A 14,561-nucleotide genomic window follows, 5' to 3' on the forward strand; every position below is an offset into this window, starting at 1 on the left:
AGGGGAACCGGTGGATCTATTGTCCTGGCAGCTTGGGCTGCCCTTTACGCTCTTAAGCCTTGCCTTCGGCTATCTGCTTGGCTCGATCCCGTTCGGACTGATCCTGACGCGCATGGCCGGGCTCGGCGACGTACGCAAGATCGGCTCGGGCAATATCGGCGCGACCAATGTGCTGCGAACCGGCAACAAGAAGCTTGCTGCCGCAACGCTGTTGCTCGATGCCCTGAAAGGCTCCGCCGCAGCGTTCATCGCATCCTACTGGGGCGTCGAGGCGGGAATCGCCGCGGGCTTTGCCGCCTTCATTGGCCATCTCTACCCGGTCTGGCTTGGCTTCAAGGGCGGCAAGGGTGTCGCCACCTATATCGGCGTCCTGCTCGGCCTTGCTCCCCTCATGGTGCTTGCCTTCGCGGTCATCTGGCTCGGCATGGCGAAAATCAGCCGCTACTCCTCATTGTCCGCCCTGGTTGCAACGGCTATCATTCCGGTTCTACTCTACGCGGCAGGCAACGAGAAGGTCGCCCTCCTCTTTACCGCCATGACGGTCATCACCTGGGTGAAGCACCGCGCCAACATTCAGCGGCTGCTCGCCGGCACGGAAAGCAAGATCGGAGACAAAGGATAATGTCTGAGGCCAGCGCAGGACGAAACGGAGTGGCGCTGACCGAACGACAGAAGATATCCTGGCTCCGGCTCATTCGCAGCGACAATGTCGGCCCCATCGCCTTCCGCGACCTGATCAACCATTTCGGCACCGCTGAAAACGCGCTCGACGCCTTGCCTGAACTGTCGCGGCGCGGTGGAACCAGGCAGACCTATCGTGTGGCTTCCGTAAGCGAGGTCGAACGGGAACTCGAAGCTGCCCGACGCCATGGCGCTGTCTTCATCGGCATCGGCGAAGCAGCCTACCCCTCGGCACTCAGGCAGATCGACGGTGCTCCCCCTCTGCTCGCGATGAAAGGCGATCTCAGCGCGGCTGGCCGCCCGTCGCTCGGCATTGTCGGCTCGCGCAACGCGTCGGTCAGCGGCGCAAAGTTTGCGGCGATGATTGCGCTCGACGCCGGCCGCGCCGGTTATGTCGTGACCTCGGGCCTCGCGCGCGGCATCGATACGGCCGCCCACCGCGCCAGCCTTGATACCGGCACGATCGCTGCCCTTGCCGGCGGTCTCGACCGTCCCTATCCGCCCGAGAACGTCGGCCTGCTCGAAGAAATCACGGCCGGTCGGGGCCTCGCGATCAGCGAAATGCCTTTCGGCTGGGAGCCACGGGCGCGCGACTTTCCGCGCCGCAACCGCCTGATCGCCGGCATCAGCCTCGGCGTTGCGATCGTCGAGGCCGCGCACCGCTCCGGCTCGCTCATCACCGCGCGCTACGCCGCCGATTTCGGCCGGCTCGTTTTTGCGGTTCCCGGCTCGCCGCTCGATCCGCGCTGCCATGGCACCAACGATCTCCTGAAACAGGGCGCGATCGTCACGACCGGCCCGGATGACGTGATCGAGGCGCTGGCGCCACTCAGCCAGCTGGAGCTGCCGCTGCCGGGCGTGCGGGAACCGGATGGTCAGGCGCGGGTTGGTGTTCCGGCGAGCGCGAGCGACGGCGACCGCGCCGCGGTCAGCACCGCGCTCGGCCCGACGCCGGTCGAGATCGACGATATCGTCCGCCACACCGGGCTTTCGCCGGCTCAGGTCTATCTGCTTCTGCTGGAACTTGATCTGGCCGGTCGGCTTGATCGCCATGCTGGCGGCCTCGTGTCGCTCGCGACGCCCGAATGATGACAAGCCACAGCCACAGGCGGGCACGCCAGCGGGACCAATCACACGTTTCAGATCGCAGATTCCGCGTGTTTCCGCATGGTTCGCCCACTGGCCTCTCTTCGTTATTTTGGGCGAACCCCCTTGACCCCGTTCGAATCCCTGTCCATTTCGGGGCGTCGATATCAGGCGAAGTACGGCGCAAACGGCGCTGACGCCGAACCAGGACCGGTTGTCTCAGAAAATGACGATGAATGTTGTAGTGGTGGAATCGCCTTCCAAGGCAAAGACGATCAACAAGTACCTGGGCCCCGGCTACAAGGTACTGGCTTCGTTTGGTCACGTGCGCGACCTGCCGGCGAAGGACGGTTCGGTCCGTCCCGACGAAGACTTCGAGATGTCCTGGGAAGTCGACAGTGCCTCGGCGAAACGCATGAAGGACATCGCCGACGCGGTCAAATCCGCCGACGGCCTCATTCTCGCAACCGACCCGGATCGCGAAGGTGAAGCGATTTCCTGGCATGTGCTTGACCTTCTGAAGAAGAAGAAGGTGCTCGGCGACAAGCCGGTCAAGCGCGTGGCCTTCAACGCCATCACCAAAAAGGCCGTTCTCGAAGCAATCGCTCATCCGCGCGACATCGACACCTCGCTGGTCGACGCTTACCTGGCGCGCCGCGCACTCGACTATCTCGTCGGTTTCAACCTCTCGCCGGTGCTCTGGCGCAAGCTGCCGGGCGCCCGCTCGGCTGGCCGCGTGCAGTCGGTGACGCTGCGCCTCGTCTGCGATCGTGAAAACGAGATCGAGCGCTTCATCTCCGAGGAGTACTGGAACATCTCGGCGCTCTTGAAGACGCCGCGCGGGGACGAGTTCGAGGCGCGTCTCGTTTCGGCCGATGGCAAGCGTCTTGCGCCGAAGGCTGTCGGCAACGGCGAAGAAGCAAATCGTCTCAAGGCCCTGCTCGATGGCGCCGCCTATGTGGTCGATAGCATCGAAGCAAAGCCGGTCAAGCGCAACCCGTCGCCGCCCTTCACCACCTCGACACTGCAGCAGGCCGCCTCCTCCAAGCTCGGCTTCTCCGCTTCGCGCACCATGCAGGTCGCGCAGAAGCTCTATGAAGGCGTCGACATCGGCGGCGAGACGGTCGGTTTGATCACCTATATGCGTACCGACGGCGTGCAGATGGCGCCGGAAGCGATCGAAGCCTCGCGCCTTGCGATCGCCAGCCAGTTCGGCGACCGCTATCTACCGGAAAAGCCGCGCTTCTATTCGACCAAGGCGAAGAATGCCCAGGAAGCGCACGAGGCCATCCGCCCGACCGATTTCAACCGGACGCCGGACCAGGTTCGACGTTTCCTCGATGGCGACATGCTCAGGCTCTACGACCTCGTCTGGAAGCGCGGCATCGCCAGCCAGATGGCATCGGCCGAGATCGAGCGTACGACCGCGGAAATCACTGCGGACAATGGCGGCCAGAAGGCCGGTCTGCGCGCCACCGGCTCGGTCATCCGCTTCGACGGCTTCATCGCTGCCTATACGGATGCCAAGGAAGACGGCGAACAGACTGATGACGGCGACGAGGATGGCCGCCTGCCGGAGATCAATGCGCGCGAAAACCTCGCCAAGCAGAAGATCAATGCCTCGCAGCATTTCACTGAGCCGCCGCCGCGCTATTCCGAAGCAAGCCTGATCAAGAAGATGGAAGAGCTCGGCATCGGCCGTCCCTCCACCTATGCCGCCACCGTCACGACCCTGCTCGATCGCGACTACATCACCAACGACAAGCGCAAGCTCATCCCCCAGGCCAAGGGACGGCTGGTGACGGCGTTCCTGGAAAGCTTCTTCACACGCTATGTCGGCTACGACTTCACCGCGTCGCTTGAAGAAAAGCTCGACCAGGTCTCCGCCGGCGAGGTCAACTGGAAAGACGTGCTTCGCGACTTCTGGAAGGATTTCTTCGCCCAGATCGAGGAAACCAAGGAACTGCGCGTCACGAACGTGCTCGACGCGCTGAACGAGGAACTGGCGCCGCTGGTCTTCCCCAAGCGCGAGGACGGCGGCGATCCGCGCATCTGCCAGGTCTGCGGCACCGGCAAGCTGTCGCTGAAGCTCGGCAAGTACGGCGCCTTCGTCGGCTGCTCGAACTATCCGGAGTGCAACTTCACCCGCCAGCTTTCCTCCGACAGCAACGGCGAGGAGGCGGCGGTCTCGAACGAACCGCAGGCGCTCGGCAAGGATCCGCATACCGGCGAGGAAATCACGCTCAGGAGCGGCCGCTTCGGCCCCTATGTCCAGCGTGGCGACGGCAAGGAAGCCAAGCGCTCGAGCCTGCCGAAGGGCTGGACGCCGTCGACGATCGACCACGAGAAGGCGGTTGCGCTGCTGTCGCTGCCGCGCGATATCGGTGCCCATCCGGAATCCGGCAAGATGATCTCGACCGGGCTTGGCCGCTACGGACCGTTCGTGCTGCACGACGGCACTTATGCCAACCTCGAATCGATCGAAGACGTCTTCTCGATCGGCCTCAATCGCGCCGTCTCGGTTCTCGCCGACAAGCAGTCGAAGGCCGGTGCCGGCCGGGGCCGCACCGCTGCCGCGTCGCTCAAGGAACTCGGTGACCATCCCGACGGTGGCCCGATCACCGTTCGTGACGGTCGCTACGGCCCCTATGTCAACTGGGGCAAGGTCAACGCCACCCTGCCGAAGGGCAAGGATCCGCAGTCGGTGACGGTCGAGGAGGCACTTGTGCTGATCTCGGAGCGTGCTGCCAAGGGCGGAACGGCCAAGGGGAAGGCAACCAAGGCCAAGACGACCAAGGCAGCGGCGAAGTCCGAGGACGGCGCCAAGGCGACCAAGGCTAAGGCCAAGGCGCCCGCCAAGAGCAAAACAAAGACGGCCGCCAAGGCCAAGAAGGGCTGATCTTGACCAGAATACCGCGCGACCCGACCGAACAGTCCGGCAAGAGAAGCCAGGGCAAGAAGCCTGCTCGCGCGGCAAAGGCCGGATCGGCCCAGCCAAGCGAGCCGATCATCCACGGCGCGGTCCCGCCGCGTGACGTGCTGATGCGCTTCATCGCTGAAAACCCGGACCGCGCCTCCAAGCGCGAAATCGCCAAGGCTTTCGGCCTGAAGGGCGAGACCCGTGTCGAACTCAAGGCCCTGCTGAAGTCGCTGGAAGTCGACGGCCTGGTCGAAAAGAAGCGCAAGTCGCTGGTGCGTCCGGGCGCCCTGCCCCCGGTGACCGTGCTCGACATCACCATCCGCGATGTCGATGGCGAGCTGATCGGCCGCCCGGCCGAATGGCTCGACGACGACGGCGTCGCACCGGCGGTGCTGATCAAGCAATCCGCCGTCGCCAAGGGTAAGGGCAAGGCTCCGGTCGGCGGTCTCGGCGACCGCGTTCTCGCCAAGATCTTCCCGGCCAAGGAACGGGGCGGCCCGGCCTATACGGCGCGCATCATCAAGGTGCTGGACAAGCGCAAGGATGCCGTGCTCGGCGTTTTCCGCTCGACGCCCGGCGGCGGTGGCCGCCTGATGCCGATCGAAAAGCGCGGCGAGGAAATACTCGTTGATCCGGAGTTCACGGGCAACGCTGAGGACGGCGATCTGGTCGAGGTGCAGCTGTCGCGTCTCGGCCGTTACGGTCTGCCGCGCGCGCAGGTGCAGACCGTCATCGGTTCGGTCGCCTCGGAGAAAGCGATCTCGATGATCGCCATCCATGCCCACGGCATTCCCCACGTTTTCCCGGAACGGGTGATCGAGGAGGCGAACGCCGCAGGCCCCGCCACCATGGCGCACCGCGAGGACTGGCGCACGCTGCCGCTGATCACCATCGATCCGGCCGACGCCAAGGACCATGACGACGCCGTTTATGCGGAGCCGGATCCGTCCGAGGACAATCCCGGCGGCGTCATCGTCACGGTGGCGATTGCCGACGTCTCCTACTACGTGCGTCCGAAGTCCGCTCTGGACCTTGAAGCGCTGAAGCGCGGCAACTCGGTCTACTTTCCCGATCGGGTCGTGCCAATGCTGCCCGAGCGCATCTCCAACGACCTCTGCTCGCTCAAGGAAGGCGTCGATCGCCCGGCGCTTGCCGTGCGCATGCGCTTCTCCAAGGAAGGCCGGAAGGCCGGCCATACCTTCCATCGCATCATGATGAAGAGTGCGGCAAAGCTCTCCTACCAGCAGGCGCAGGCAGCGATCGACGGCAATCCGGACGACAAGACCGGGCCGATCCTCGAGACGATCCTGAAGCCACTCTGGGAAGGCTATCGCATCCTCACGCGCGGCCGCGACCGGCGCCAGCCGCTCGAGCTCAACATGCCCGAGCGCAAAATCATCCTGAAACCCGACGGTACGGTCGACCGTGTCTTCGTTCCCGAACGCCTCGACGCGCACAAGCTGATCGAGGAAATGATGATCCAGGCGAACGTTGCCGCCGCCGAGACGCTGGAGCAGAAGCGCCAGGTGCTGATCTACCGCATCCACGACCAGCCCTCGCTTGCCAAGCAGGAAAGCCTGCGTGAATTCCTGGCGACGCTCGACATCTCGCTCGTCAAGGGCGGGAACATGCGCTCGAACCACTTCAACGGCATCCTCGCCAAGGCCGAAGGCAAGCCCTTCGAGACCATGGTCAACGAGATGGTGCTGCGCTCGCAGAGCCAGGCGATCTACAGCCCCGAGAACATCGGGCACTTCGGCCTCAACCTTTTGAAGTACGCGCATTTCACGTCTCCGATCCGGCGCTATGCCGACCTGATCGTGCACCGGGCGCTGGTTGCCTCGCTCGGCCTTGGCGAAGGCGGGCTGACACCGCAGGAAGAGGCCGTACTCGACGACATCGCCGCCGAGATCTCGACTTTCGAGCGCCGTGCCATGGCGGCCGAGCGCGACACGGTCGACCGACTGATCGCGCATCATCTCAACGGTCGCGTCGGGGAGGAATTCGACGGCCGCGTTTCCGGTGTCACCAAGGCGGGACTCTTTGTCACCCTGCCGGCCTATGGCGCCGACGGCTTCGTTCCGATATCAACACTTGGACGCGACTACTTCATCTACGATGAGGCGCATCAGGCGCTTTCCGGCGAGAAGACCGGGCTCGGCTATCGCCTGGGCGATCCGGTACGCGTCAAGCTCGTCGAGGCCGTGCCGCTTGCGGGTGCGCTCCGCTTCGAGATGATCAGCGAAGGACGCAAGATGCCGACGGCAACGCGCTCCTTCCACAAGTCCGGTCGCAGGGATCGCACCGGCGCCCGGAAGAAGCCGGGAACACGGCCGCCGCGCGGCCGGCGATAGGGTCCCGATAGGACAGAGGAATGCACATGAAAGCGGCGTCAGGCGAAACACTTCATCTGGGCGGGTCCAAAAGCGACGAGCGCTCCGTTGGTCTTTCGATGAAGCGCGGCTTTCTCGGCCGCTGTCCAGCGTGCGGCAGCGGCAAGCTGTTTCGCAGCTACCTCAAGTCGGTTGAGACGTGCGCGGCCTGCGGCGAGCGCATGGACCACCACCGCGCCGACGACTTCCCGCCCTATATCGTCGTCACGATCGTCGGCCACCTCGTGCTTGCCGGCTACATGGCGACCGACCTCATCCTTCCGCTCAACAGCTGGCAGCATCTCGCCATCTGGGCACCGATCACCGTCATCAGTTCGCTGGCGCTGCTGCAGCCTGTAAAAGGCGCCGTCATCGGCCTGCAATGGGCGCTGAAGATGCATGGCTTCGGCGGACACGAAGATGCGCCTGAGGACGTGTTGCCCCCGAGAGACGAACGGGCATGAGGCCGGCGCGGGAGACGGGCAACGAACCCAAGCCTCCGCGTCCCGCGACCATGCGGCCCCGGGATGCCGCTTCGATCATGCTGCTCGATCGCGTTGGCGGCCGCGTGCGTGTGCTTATGGGGCGGCGCCACAGTGCGCACGCCTTCATGCCGGATCTCTATGTGTTCCCCGGCGGACGCCGCGATACCGGCGATCATCGAATTGGCTTCGGCTCCGATCTCCATCCCTCCGTCCTGCGAACGCTGAAGGTGGCCGGCGCGCGCGGACTGTCGGATGCCCGGGCGCGCGCGCTCGCGCTTGCCGCCCTGCGTGAACTTTACGAGGAAGCCGGCATCGCCATAGGCGCGCCGCTTCCTTCGGCCGAAGCTCCCGTTCCCTTTCTTCCCGATCTTGCAAAGTTGCGCTATATGGCTCGGGCCATCACCCCTCCAGGCAACACGAGGCGGTTCGATACGCGTTTCTTCGCCGTGTTCGCCGACGAGGCCGAAATCGATCCTACGCGGTTCCTGGACAGTCGGGAGCTTCAGGATTTGCAGTGGATCGATGTGAACGTTACTCCGTCGCTACGGATACCTGACATCACCGCGGTCATCCTCGCGGACCTCAGGAACGGACTGGACGCCGATCCTTCGCTGCCCTGCGAACGACCGGTTCCACTCTATACCTCGCGCCATGGGCGCTTCGTGCGCACATTGCTCTAAGGATCCGCGTCAGATGTCACAGCCATCGCCCGGTACGGCTGCACCGGTTGAGGAAATTCACTGGCGGTCGCTGATCGCGGCCGTTGCTGCCATCAGCGCGGTCGGCATCGCCATCGGCCTCGGCCTGCCGCTGCTATCCATCATCATGGAGAAGCGCGGAATTTCCTCGACCCTCATCGGCTTGAATTCCGCCATGGCGGGCCTGGCATCGATGGTGGCTGCCCCCTTCACGACGAAGTTCGCCCACCGGCATGGCGTAGCGCCAACGATGCTATGGGCCGTGCTAATCGCGGCCACCAGCGCGCTCGGCTTCTATTACATCACCAATTTCTGGCTCTGGTTCCCGCTCCGAATCGTTTTCCACGGAGCGATCACCGTCCTCTTCATTCTTTCCGAGTTCTGGATCAACGCGACGGCCCCGCCGAGCAAGCGCGGTTTCGTGCTGGGGATCTACGGCACATTCCTGTCGCTTGGGTTCCTGACCGGCCCGCTGCTGTTTTCGATCCTCGGCAGCGAAGGCCTCCTGCCCTTCCTCGTCGGCGCCGGCGTCATCCTCCTGGCATCCGTGCCGATTTTCCTCGCGCGCGACGAAAGCCCCGTCATCGACGAGAAGCCCGAGCGGCATTTCCTGCGCTACGTCTTCCTCGTGCCCACGGCAACGGCTGCCGTCTTCATATTCGGCGCGGTCGAATCAGGCGGTCTCTCGCTGTTCCTCATCTTCGGGACGCGGTCCGGTTTCAGCGAATCGCAGGCAGCGCTTCTGCTAACGGTCATGGGGGTCGGCAATTTCATCTTCCAGATCCCGGTCGGCATGCTCTCCGACAGGGTCAAAGACCGGCGCACACTGCTCTCGGCGATGACGCTGATCGGTCTTATCGGCGCGCTGTTCCTGCCGCTGTTGGTCGAGAGCTGGTTCCTGATGGCAATTGTGCTGTTGTTCTGGGGCGGCTGTGTCTCCGGCCTCTACACGGTCGGCCTCAGCCACCTGGGCTCACGGCTTCAGGGCGCGGATCTCGCCGCCGCCAACGCGGCCTTCGTGTTTTCCTACGCCGTCGGTACCGTCGCTGGACCGCAGGCGATCGGCGCGGCAATGGACGCCACCGGCAACAACGGTTTTGCCTGGGCGATCGCCGGCTTTTTCGGTCTCTATGTCGCGCTTTCGGTGGTCAGGATCGTTTTGAAACCAAAACGGTCTTGACTTTTCGGCCGCGATTTGTAGTTTCGCGCCAACCTTGCCCGTGGCCCGCAACCGGTTGTCCACGGCTTTCATTGTTACAAAGGCAGGACGACCATGGCAAAAGCCACCACCATCAAGATCAAGCTGCTTTCGACAGCCGACACGGGTTTCTTCTACGTCACGACCAAGAACAGCCGTACGATGACGGAAAAGATGACGAAGACCAAGTACGACCCGGTCGTCAAGAAGCACGTCGAATTCAAGGAAACCAAGATCAAGTAAGATCGCCGGTTTACGGGAATTGAAGGGCGCCGACCGCAAGGTCAGGCGCCCTTTCCTTTTTAGGCCAATGCCCTGAGCATCTCGCATAGGCGCTGAGTGAAACGGGTTCCACGCCAGAGGGAGGAAACGGCTCGCCCGCCCCTACTCTTCCCCCAGAATCAAAACGCCGCCCCGAAGGCGGGACGGCGTGTCGGAAAGGGGGTCGGCTGGCCTCTGACTGCGGCACGAGGATTCCGCGGACGCCAAAAGCCAACCGACCGACCCCACGACCCAGGAGATGCGGCGGACCTGAGCATCATGGGGTAACGAATATCGCAGAAGGCTGGATGCCCCCTCTTTCATGAGCATCACCTGAAAATAAAAAAAAATCAACGAATTCTTAATGCGCGGAGCGGTGCCGCTCGGCGCATGGTTAATTCTGTATCAGACCTGGACAGGCACACTGCATGATCTCTGCTGCCACCCAAACTCCCCGGTAGCAACAGGTGACGCGAGAATACAACTTTGAATGCAGGCCGCAAGAGGCGGGCAAAGAAATTCCCTGGGGTGCTTTGAGGCCAGAAACGCAGCAGGCGCGGCTCAGGCGGCGGCTGCCACCACCCGATTTCGGCCTTCGTGCTTGGCCTGATAGAGCGCCGTATCGGCGCGCTTCAGCAGCGCTTCGGCCGTGTCGCTGCCGGGCCTGAGCGTGGCAATCCCCATGGACGCGGTGACCTTCAGGGGGCCGTCCGCCTGCGGGATCGCAAATGGCAGGCTTTCGATGATCGTGCGCAGACGCTCGGCGACACCGGCCGCCATTTCGGCTGACGTATCCGGCATCACCACGATGAACTCTTCACCGCCGAACCGGCAGGCAAGGTCGGCACCCCGCACCGTCGTGCGGATGCGATTGGCGAATTCCCGCAAGACTTCGTCGCCAACGTCATGGCCGTAGGTGTCGTTAACCTGCTTGAAGCGGTCGATATCGGTCATGCAGATGGACAGCGGCCGACCGCGCGCAGCAGCCCGATCCATCAGCAGTTTCAGGTGCGTGTCGAAATAGCGCCGGTTATGCAGCCCGGTGAGGCCGTCGGTGACGGCAAGCTCGATGGTTTGCTGCACGCTCGACCGCAGCCTGTCATTGCAGTGCTTGCGCCGGATCTGGGTCATCGACCGGGCAATCAGTTCATTGGGATCGACCGGCCGCATCAGATAGTCCGTCACGCCCAGATCGAGCGCGCGGACAACCAACTCGTCGCTGCCCTGCTCGGCGATCAGCAGGATAGGGATGAAACGGGTGCGCTCCAGCGAACGCAACTGCGAGCAGAGCCGCAACGGATCGTAGTCGTCGAAATTCGCATTGACGATGACGAGGTCGAAATTGTTCTCCGCCGCCTCGAACAATGCCGCCTGCGGATCGGAGATGACCGAGACCTCGGCAATCGGCTTGAGGGCGCGCTGCAGCCGCTCCTGCGACGAGCCGCGGCCATCGACGAGCAGGACGTTGCCGGGCTCGTCAGGCCGGTCCGCCCGGCCAACATCTTCAAGCCCGATCGTCTGCGCCGTCTGGGCCCGCAGGCGCAGCTCATCGCTGACGTTCTTCAGCCGCACCAAGCTCTTCACCCGCGACATCAGCTGCAGATCGTTGACGGGCTTCGTCAGGAAATCGTCGGCGCCGGCCTTCAGGCCACGCACGCGATCAGAAGGCTGGTCGAGCGCGGTGACCATGACAACCGGGATATGTGCCGTCTTCGGGTTCGCCTTCAGCCGTTCGCAGACTTCGAAACCATCGAGACCGGGCATCATGATATCGAGCAGCACCAGGTCGATGGGCGTCTTTTCGCAGAGCGCCAGGGCGGCATAACCGTCACTGGCCGTCAGCACGTCGAAGTACTCGGCAAGCAACCGGGCTTCGAGCAGCTTCACATTGGCCGGAACGTCATCGACAACAAGAATACGCGCAGTCATATCAATTTTCCCGCCGCTCAGGCATCGCCCAGGTAGGTTTTGATCGTCTCAATGAACTTCGGTACGGAGATCGGCTTGGAGACATAGGCTTCGCACCCGCCCTGGCGGATCCGCTCCTCGTCTCCCTTCATCGCAAAGGCGGTCACGGCGATGACCGGGATGACGTGTAGCTCATCGTCTTCCTTCAACCACTTCGTCACTTCCAGACCGGAAACCTCCGGCAGCTGAATGTCCATGAGAATGAGATCGGGCCGATGCTTGCGCGCGAGCTCGAGCGCCTCCATGCCGTTGCGAGTCTGGATCGTCGCATAGCCGGAGGCCTCAATCAGGTCGCGGAAGAGCTTCATGTTCAGCTCGTTGTCCTCAACAATCATCACCTGTTTGGGCATGTCGATCCCTTGCTGTCCATCGTCACCTTGCAAGTCTCCTCAGGACAATTAACGTGCGGAGCCGACGACTCGACCCATTTCCTCAACGTCAGAGATAGGCCTATTTGGTTGAAAAATAGGTAACTCCGCACGTAAAAACCATACGGGGGCAAACCATTGAAGAGCGCCGACGAAATCGCCATCGACATTCTCTCCTGGCTTGCCGGCGAGCCTGAGCTTCTGTCCCGCTTTCTGGCGCTGACCGGCACGGACCCGACGGCGTTGCGCAACGCGATTGCCGAACCCGGCTTCATGGGCGGGCTCGTCGCCTTTCTGATGGACCATGAGCCGACCCTGATGGCATTCTGCACGGCGACTGGTACGGCGCCTGAAGACGTCGTGCGCGCCCATATGGTACTTTCCGGCCACGCAGGCTTCGAGGATTGAGGGTGGCAAACGCGCCGACAGCTCACCGCATCACGCTTGGAAACCGCCCGCTGATCGTCAGCGACATCGACGATGTCGTGCTTGAATTCATCAATCCGTTCAAAGCGTTCCTTGGGAGCTGCGGCCATGTCCTCCTGCCCCGATCGTTTCGCCTGACCGGCAACATCATCACCCACGCGGACGAGCAGCCGGTGACGGAGCCAGAGGTCAAGATCCTGCTCGACACCTTCTACGGCTCGCAGGATCGTTGGCAAACGCCCGCCGCCAAGGTCGTCGAGACCCTGGCCGCATTGTCGGAGGAAGCCGATATCGTCTTTCTGACTGCGATGCCGCCGCAGCACGCTGCGGTTCGTCGCGCTCTTCTTGACCGGCTCGGCCTGCCCTATCCGCTGCTTGCGTCCGAAGAGCCGAAGGGGCCGATCGTCCAAAAACTTCACGGCAGCCGCACCGTCCCCCTCGTCTTCATCGACGACATGCTTCGCAACCTGCGATCGGTGAAGGATCACGCGCCGACCTGCCTGCCGATAAACCTCATGGCCGACTCGGAGTTCAAGGCGCTCGCGCCGAAGCTCGACGCCGACATCCGCGCCGTCGCAGACTGGCCGGAGGCAGCCGCAGCCATTCGCGCGCACTTCCGCGGCTAGCCCGGATCGGCTGCCCGTCGGCGCAAATTCAGCCGCGCCGGCGCTGCGCAAGACGCGCCCGGTGATCCTTTTCAACGGCGACAATTGCATTGTGATTTCCAATCGCGCCTCCTTGAGACTCGCTAGAGTAGAGCTTAAGGTCGCAATGTTCAATATTTGTTCCCGATATGCCCGACAGCGCTGCTCACTCTCCAGGCTTCTGCCGCGACTGCCTCAAGGAACAGGCGGCGTCGGTGCGGCGCTGCCTTGCCTGCGGCAGCCCGCGCATTCTGCGGCATGCGGAGCTCTATGACCTGACGCTGGCGCACATCGACTGCGACGCCTTCTATGCCTCGATCGAGAAGCGCGACAACCCGGAGCTTGCCGACAAGCCGGTGATCATCGGCGGCGGCAAACGCGGCGTGGTCTCCACCGCCTGCTACGTCGCCCGCATTCACGGCGTGCGCTCGGCCATGCCGATGTTCAAGGCGCTGGAAGCCTGCCCCCAGGCCATCGTCATCAAGCCCAATATGGAGAAATACGCCCGCGTCGGCCGCGAGGTGCGCACGCTGATGCAGGAACTGACCCCGCTGGTGCAGCCGCTGTCGATCGACGAAGCCTTCCTCGAACTCAGCGGCACGGAGCGACTGCATCACGATCCACCGGCACGCACGCTTGCGCGGCTCGCCCGCCGGATCGAGCAGGAAGTCGGCATCACCGTCTCGGTCGGCCTCTCCTATTGCAAGTTTCTCGCCAAGGTGGCGTCCGACCTGCAAAAGCCGCGCGGCTTTTCCGTCATCGGCCAAGCCGAGGCGCTGGAGTTTCTGCGCGAGAAGCCGGTGACCCTGATCTGGGGCGTCGGCAAGGCCTTTGCCGCCACGTTGGAGCGTGACGGCGTGCGCACGATCGGGCAATTGCAGACCATGGAGGAAGGCGACCTGATGCGGCGCTATGGCACCATGGGGCAGCGGCTCTTTCGCCTATCGCGCGGGCTCGACGAGAGAGCGGTCGAAATCGACGGGGAAGCCAAGAGCGTTTCCGCAGAGACGACGTTCAACGACGATATCGCGCGCTATGACGATCTGGTCACGCATCTGCGGCGCCTCAGCGAGCAAGTGGCCCACCGGCTGCGAAAGTCGGAACTCGCCGGCCAGACGGTCGTTCTCAAGCTCAAAACCGCCGACTTCAAGATCCGCACCCGCAACCGGCGCCTGGATAGCCCTACCCGCCTTGCCGACCGCATCTTCCGCATCGGCCTGCAGCTTCTCGAAAAAGAGGCGGACGGAACGAAGTATCGGCTGATCGGCATCGGTGTCAGCGATCTCTCCGCCCCGGATCTCGCCGATCCGCCCGATCTCGTCGATCCCGCGGCCACCAGGCGCGCTGCGGCCGAGGACGCGATCAACAAGCTGCGCGACAAATTCGGCAAGGCGAGCGTCGAAACCGGCTACACTTTCGGCACCAGAAAACGCGATCCGTGAGACCGCAAGCGT

General features: G+C 63.3%; 13 protein-coding genes. 11 read left to right on the forward strand and 2 right to left on the reverse strand.

The window, feature by feature from the left end; genetic code table 11:
- The first annotated feature begins 10 nt into the window (after positions 1–10).
- From plsY to rpmG, 8 genes are all read left to right on the forward strand, one after another.
- Positions 11–622: a glycerol-3-phosphate 1-O-acyltransferase PlsY gene (gene plsY / locus IB272_RS17220; RefSeq protein WP_060583553.1), complete on the forward strand. Its 612-nt coding sequence runs from the start codon at positions 11–13 to the stop codon at positions 620–622.
- Positions 622–1,770 (forward strand): DNA-processing protein DprA, encoded by a 1,149-nt coding sequence (gene dprA, locus IB272_RS17225; RefSeq protein ID WP_060583551.1) that lies wholly within the window; start codon positions 622–624, stop codon positions 1,768–1,770. Before plsY ends, dprA begins: the two co-directional genes overlap by 1 nt.
- Before the next feature lie 229 nt (positions 1,771–1,999).
- Positions 2,000–4,666: a type I DNA topoisomerase gene (gene topA, locus IB272_RS17230; RefSeq protein ID WP_060583550.1), complete on the forward strand. Its 2,667-nt coding sequence runs from the start codon at positions 2,000–2,002 to the stop codon at positions 4,664–4,666.
- 2 nt (positions 4,667–4,668) lie between these two features.
- On the forward strand, positions 4,669–7,041 hold the full coding sequence (gene rnr, locus IB272_RS17235) for a ribonuclease R (RefSeq protein ID WP_060583547.1): 2,373 nt from the start codon (positions 4,669–4,671) through the stop codon (positions 7,039–7,041).
- A 26-nt stretch (positions 7,042–7,067) separates the two neighbouring features.
- Positions 7,068–7,523 (forward strand): DUF983 domain-containing protein, encoded by a 456-nt coding sequence (locus IB272_RS17240; protein WP_034795645.1) that lies wholly within the window; start codon positions 7,068–7,070, stop codon positions 7,521–7,523.
- Entirely contained in the window at positions 7,520–8,224 is a 705-nt protein-coding gene (locus tag IB272_RS17245; protein ID WP_060583546.1) for an NUDIX hydrolase, read from the forward strand. The genes IB272_RS17240 and IB272_RS17245 overlap by 4 nt, the downstream gene beginning before the upstream one ends.
- Positions 8,225–8,237: 13 nt before the next feature.
- Positions 8,238–9,422: an MFS transporter gene (locus tag IB272_RS17250; protein WP_034795359.1), complete on the forward strand. Its 1,185-nt coding sequence runs from the start codon at positions 8,238–8,240 to the stop codon at positions 9,420–9,422.
- A gap of 93 nt (positions 9,423–9,515) precedes the next feature.
- The gene (rpmG, locus tag IB272_RS17255) at positions 9,516–9,683 is read left to right on the forward strand and encodes a 50S ribosomal protein L33 (protein WP_034795357.1); all 168 of its coding nucleotides are present in this window, start codon (positions 9,516–9,518) and stop codon (positions 9,681–9,683) included.
- 579 nt (positions 9,684–10,262) lie between these two features.
- Here rpmG and IB272_RS17260 read toward each other — a convergent pair.
- Positions 10,263–11,630, reverse strand: a complete 1,368-nt coding sequence (locus tag IB272_RS17260; RefSeq protein ID WP_060522207.1) for a PleD family two-component system response regulator — start codon at positions 11,628–11,630, stop codon at positions 10,263–10,265.
- Between the two features lie 17 nt (positions 11,631–11,647).
- Entirely contained in the window at positions 11,648–12,019 is a 372-nt protein-coding gene (locus IB272_RS17265) for a response regulator (RefSeq protein ID WP_003537642.1), read from the reverse strand.
- Positions 12,020–12,175: 156 nt separating this feature from the next.
- Between IB272_RS17265 and IB272_RS17270 the strand changes: the two genes are divergently transcribed.
- From IB272_RS17270 to IB272_RS17280, 3 genes are all read left to right on the forward strand, one after another.
- Positions 12,176–12,445, forward strand: coding sequence for a DUF3572 domain-containing protein (locus IB272_RS17270; RefSeq protein WP_060583544.1), 270 nt, complete (start codon positions 12,176–12,178; stop codon positions 12,443–12,445).
- A gap of 2 nt (positions 12,446–12,447) precedes the next feature.
- Entirely contained in the window at positions 12,448–13,089 is a 642-nt protein-coding gene (locus IB272_RS17275) for a hypothetical protein (protein ID WP_034795346.1), read from the forward strand.
- Between the two features lie 167 nt (positions 13,090–13,256).
- Complete coding sequence (locus IB272_RS17280; RefSeq protein WP_060522204.1) at positions 13,257–14,549, forward strand: DNA polymerase IV; 1,293 nt, start codon at positions 13,257–13,259, stop codon at positions 14,547–14,549.
- The last annotated feature ends 12 nt before the right edge of the window (positions 14,550–14,561 follow it).

Origin of the sequence: Ensifer sp. ENS08 (genome assembly GCF_014852195.1) — a bacterium.
Classification (GTDB): Bacteria; Pseudomonadota; Alphaproteobacteria; order Rhizobiales; family Rhizobiaceae; genus Ensifer; species Ensifer adhaerens.

Coding starts and splice junctions, on each gene's coding strand:
- dprA (WP_060583551.1), top strand. CDS start 622: ATGTCTGAGGCCAGCGCAGGACGAAACGGAGTGGCGCTGACCGAACGA.
- topA (WP_060583550.1), top strand. CDS start 2,000: ATGAATGTTGTAGTGGTGGAATCGCCTTCCAAGGCAAAGACGATCAAC.
- IB272_RS17240 (WP_034795645.1), top strand. CDS start 7,068: ATGAAAGCGGCGTCAGGCGAAACACTTCATCTGGGCGGGTCCAAAAGC.
- IB272_RS17245 (WP_060583546.1), top strand. CDS start 7,520: ATGAGGCCGGCGCGGGAGACGGGCAACGAACCCAAGCCTCCGCGTCCC.
- IB272_RS17250 (WP_034795359.1), top strand. CDS start 8,238: ATGTCACAGCCATCGCCCGGTACGGCTGCACCGGTTGAGGAAATTCAC.
- rpmG (WP_034795357.1), top strand. CDS start 9,516: ATGGCAAAAGCCACCACCATCAAGATCAAGCTGCTTTCGACAGCCGAC.
- IB272_RS17260 (WP_060522207.1), bottom strand. CDS start 11,630: ATGACTGCGCGTATTCTTGTTGTCGATGACGTTCCGGCCAATGTGAAG.
- IB272_RS17265 (WP_003537642.1), bottom strand. CDS start 12,019: ATGCCCAAACAGGTGATGATTGTTGAGGACAACGAGCTGAACATGAAG.
- IB272_RS17280 (WP_060522204.1), top strand. CDS start 13,257: ATGCCCGACAGCGCTGCTCACTCTCCAGGCTTCTGCCGCGACTGCCTC.